Here is a 3,840-nt window from a genome sequence, read left to right as displayed (position 1 = left end):
CTCCTCGCCAAAGATGAGGAGCGGACGGCGGAAAACGCTCCGCAGCCTGCTGGAAATGCCTCATTCCTCTCTGGCAATGAGGCGTTCCCCGCTGGAAACGGGTCATTCCCCTCTGGCAATGAGGCATTTCCTCTTGGCAATGAGGCATTGCCAGAGTGAAACGTGGCATTCCTTGCTGGCAATGAGGCATTGCCAGAGGGGAATGAGGCATTCTGAGCCGGAAAAAAGGCGTTTCCGAGCGCGAAAACACCAGCGGCACAAGGAAAAGAGGCGGTTGCGGCTCGTTGTTCCGCCTGCGAAGCGGAGATCAAGGCATTGGCGGCTTTGACGCGCCCTCTGGCTGCGGCGAAGCAGACAAAGGCGGCATGGCTGACTGAAATGGTTTGCCGCCACGCTGAACAGGCAGCGGGATGCTCCGGCTGCATCTCTCTGCGTACTCGAATTTATCTGCGCCGCCACGCTTTTTTATTGCGGACTTGGCTGGTTTCAGTTGACCTTGACGGGTTTTGTGACCATTATAGCTTGGCGGCCTGTTCCCCCGCGCCAATAATGAACAATACCGCGCCATGCTCATTCTTGCCCTTGAGAGTTCCTGCGACGACACCGCCGCCGCCGTGCTGGAGGACGGCAGCCGGGTGCTGGCCAGCGTGATCAGCAGCCAGCACAGCGTGCATGAGAAGTACGGCGGCGTAGTCCCGGAGCTGGCCTCGCGCTGCCATATTGAGGCGGTCTGGCCGGTGGCGGAGGAAGCCCTGCGCCAAGCCGGGGTGACGCTGGACGAAATCGGCCTGATTGCCGCCACGCAGGGGCCGGGCTTGGTCGGCTGCCTGCTGGTGGGCTTCACTTTCGCCAAGTCGCTGGCCTTGGTGCGGAACATCCCCTGCGTGGGCGTGGATCATCTGGCCGGGCATCTGCTGGCCATTCTTTTGGAAGATAACAAGCCGGAATTTCCGTACACCGCTTTGGTGGCCTCCGGCGGCACCAGCTCGCTCTTCGCGGTCAGCAGCCCGACGGAATACCGCCTGCTGGGCCGCACCCGCGACGACGCGGCAGGGGAAGCCTTTGACAAGGTGGCGAAGATGCTTGATCTTGGCTGTCCAGGCGGGCCTGCGGTGAGCAGGCTGGCGGCAGCGCAGGGCAGGGCTGATGCCTTCGCCTTTCCCCGCGCCCTGTCTGACGGCAGCGTGGATTTCAGCTTCAGCGGCCTGAAAACAGCGGTGATGAATCAGATCAGCCGCTTTCGCCAGCTCAATCAGCCAGTGCCGACAGAGGACATCTGCGCCTCGTTCGAGCAGGCGGTTGCCGACGTGCTGACCGAGAAGACCATTCTTGCCGCCAGACGCTGCGGCCATGAGCGGATTGCCCTTGGCGGCGGCGTGGCGGCCAACCGCAGGCTGCGGCAGCAGATGGCCGCCCGCTGCGTTGAGGAAGGTCTGCAATGTTTCCTTCCCTCGCCAGCCTTCTGCACTGACAACGCGGCGATGATCGGCTTGGCGGGCTGGCATCTTTTTCAGGCAGGCCAGCGCGTCGGCCCGGACGCAGACGCATTCTCGCGCTCGCCGCTCAACTGAGGGATCATGCCGGTCTTTCTCCAGAAACTCGCCCGGCTGCCCAGATATTACTTCCTCAGGGTCAAGCGGCTGAAGGGCGACCCGGAATATCTGGCGCGCGGCTTCGCTCTTGGCGTGTTCATGGGCAATCTGCCCTTCGTGCCGCAGACGCTGCTGCTCATCCCTGTCACCATTGCTCTGAAAGCCAGCACGGTCGGCGGCATCATTTCCTCAGTGATTGTCAACAATCCTTTCACCGTCACTATCCAGTATTATCTGGCCTGGCGGCTTGGCATTTTTCTTCTGCCCGGCAAAGGATCAGCAGATGAGCTGCACATGCTGATGCAGACAGTGGCTGAGAAAGGGCTGATCAGCGGATTGAGCGAAATTGGCCGCGTCGGCCTTGACACCCTGCTGGTGCTTCAGGTTGGCGGGGCGGCGATGGGCGTTGTGCTGGCTGCTGCCAGCTATTATCCTGTCCTCAAATTCTTCCGCACGCTCCGGGAGCGCAAGCAGCGGAAACATCTGCTGAACAGGGAGCCATGAGCATGCGGGCCAATGTGCTCCGCAAGCTGGCCCGGCTGCCGCGCTATTACTTTTTGCGGATCAAGCGGCTGCGCGGCGACCCGGAATATTTAGCCAGAGGCTTCGCCTTCGGGGTGTTCATGGGCGTGCTGCCGCTGGCCCCGGTGCAAACTGTTATTCTGGTGCCGCTGGCCATCCTCCTCAACGTCAGCACCATGTCCGCCTTTATTGCCGGGGTGCTGGTCAGCAATCCGCTCACCTTCCTTCCTCAGTATTATCTGACTTGGAAGGTTGGCAACGCGGTGCTGCCTGGCTGGTCAACCTGGGCGCAGGTGCAGGCGGCGATCAGCGTCATCGGCGAGCAGGGCATGATGGAGGGACTTGCCGCCCTCAGCAGCTTGGGCTTGCAAACCATCGTGGTAATCGAAACCGGCGGGGCGATTATCGGACTGCCTGCCGCAGCGGCCAGCTACGTTCCCGCCCGCGCCTTCTTCCGGGCAATGCAGGAGCGGCGGCTGCGGAACAAACTTCTCAAGAGCAAACAAGAGCAATGAGCATGGACAAGCTGCGCATTCTGCGGCTGCTGAAATATTACTTTCTGCGGATCAAACGGCTGAAAGGCGATCCTGAATACTTGGCGCGAGGCATCGGCTTCGGGGTCTTCATCGGCAATCTGCCGCTGATGCCGCAGACCATTTTCCTTGTCACCCTGACCGTGGCCCTGCGGATCAGCACGGTCGCGGCCTTCATCTCCTCCACCGTGGTCAACAACCCCTTCACGGTGATGTTCCAATATTACCTCTCGTGGAAGGTGGGCAGCGCGGTGCTGCACGGCGGCTGCTCGTGGAACCAGCTGCAGGCTGCCCTGCACATGTTTGATCAGGGGCTGCGCATCGGCCTGAGCGCGGTCAGCGGCTTGGGCATGAAAACCTTGGGCGTGCTGCTGACCGGCGGCACGATCATAGGCTTAGTCTCCGGCGTGGCCAGCTATCTCTGCTCGCGCAAGTTCTTCTGGATTGTGAAGCGGAAACGGGCCATGAAGCACCGGCTGGACAAGAGGAGCTGAAATGTTTTATCAAAGAAGCAAGACCGTGCTGCGGCAGGAAGGTTTGGCTGCCTCTAAAAAGCTGGGCCAGAATTTTCTTGTCCACCGGCACACGGCAGAGTGTATTGCCGATCTGGCAGGACTGAGCAAGGACGACACGGCAGTGGAAGTTGGAGTCGGCTTGGGCGCATTGACCAAGCCGCTGGCAGAGGCTGCCGGTCACGTCATCGGCTTGGAGGCGGATTCCGGCATCATCCGTCTGCATGAGGAGCGCGGCGGCCTGCCGGAGAATGTCCGCCTCATTCATCAGGACGTGCTCAAGGCGGACTTCGCCGCGCTGGCCGAGCTTTGCGGCGGCAGACTGAAGATTGTCGCCAACCTGCCCTATTCCATCTCCTCGCCCTTTTTATTCAAGCTGATTGAGGAGCGGGAGCGGGTCGCCTTTGCGCTGGTCATGCTGCAAAAGGAGCTGGCCGAACGCCTGCTGGCCCAGCCGCGCACCAAAGCCTACGGCGCACCGACTGTGCTGCTGGCCGCCTGCGCTGCGGCTGAGGCGGTGATGGAAATCGGGCCGGATGAATTTCATCCCCGGCCCAAGGTGGATTCGCTGCTGGTGCGCCTGAGCTTTCATCCAGAGCCGGAACGGGTTCGCCGATTGGGTGCTTATGACCGGGAACTGCTCCGGCGGATTGTCAGCGCGGCCTTTGGCCAGCGGCGGAA

At 61.4% G+C, this 3,840-nt stretch carries 5 protein-coding genes; all 5 read left to right on the top strand.

Annotation, left to right across the window (positions count from 1 at the left end; genetic code table 11):
- Nucleotides 1-566 precede the first annotated feature (566 nt).
- Entirely contained in the window at nt 567-1,571 is a 1,005-nt protein-coding gene (tsaD, locus tag ACNKID_RS10745) for a tRNA (adenosine(37)-N6)-threonylcarbamoyltransferase complex transferase subunit TsaD (protein WP_417913432.1), read from the top strand.
- A gap of 6 nt (nt 1,572-1,577) precedes the next feature.
- Nucleotides 1,578-2,096, top strand: coding sequence for a DUF2062 domain-containing protein (locus ACNKID_RS10740; RefSeq protein WP_417913431.1), 519 nt, complete (start codon nt 1,578-1,580; stop codon nt 2,094-2,096).
- Complete coding sequence (locus ACNKID_RS10735; RefSeq protein ID WP_417913430.1) at nt 2,093-2,629, top strand: DUF2062 domain-containing protein; 537 nt, start codon at nt 2,093-2,095, stop codon at nt 2,627-2,629. The genes ACNKID_RS10740 and ACNKID_RS10735 overlap by 4 nt, the downstream gene beginning before the upstream one ends.
- The gene (locus tag ACNKID_RS10730) at nt 2,626-3,141 is read left to right on the top strand and encodes a DUF2062 domain-containing protein (RefSeq protein WP_417913429.1); all 516 of its coding nucleotides are present in this window, start codon (nt 2,626-2,628) and stop codon (nt 3,139-3,141) included. Before ACNKID_RS10735 ends, ACNKID_RS10730 begins: the two co-directional genes overlap by 4 nt.
- Nucleotide 3,142: 1 nt before the next feature.
- Nucleotides 3,143-3,840, top strand: a 698-nt coding sequence (gene rsmA, locus ACNKID_RS10725; protein ID WP_417913428.1) for a 16S rRNA (adenine(1518)-N(6)/adenine(1519)-N(6))-dimethyltransferase RsmA, incomplete at its 3' end; no start/stop codon positions are given.

This window comes from Candidatus Electronema sp. TJ (assembly GCF_048287355.1).
GTDB lineage: Bacteria > Desulfobacterota > Desulfobulbia > Desulfobulbales > Desulfobulbaceae > Electronema.
Note: the sequence above shows the minus strand (reverse complement) of the source record. Positions and strands in the feature narration are given on the sequence as shown.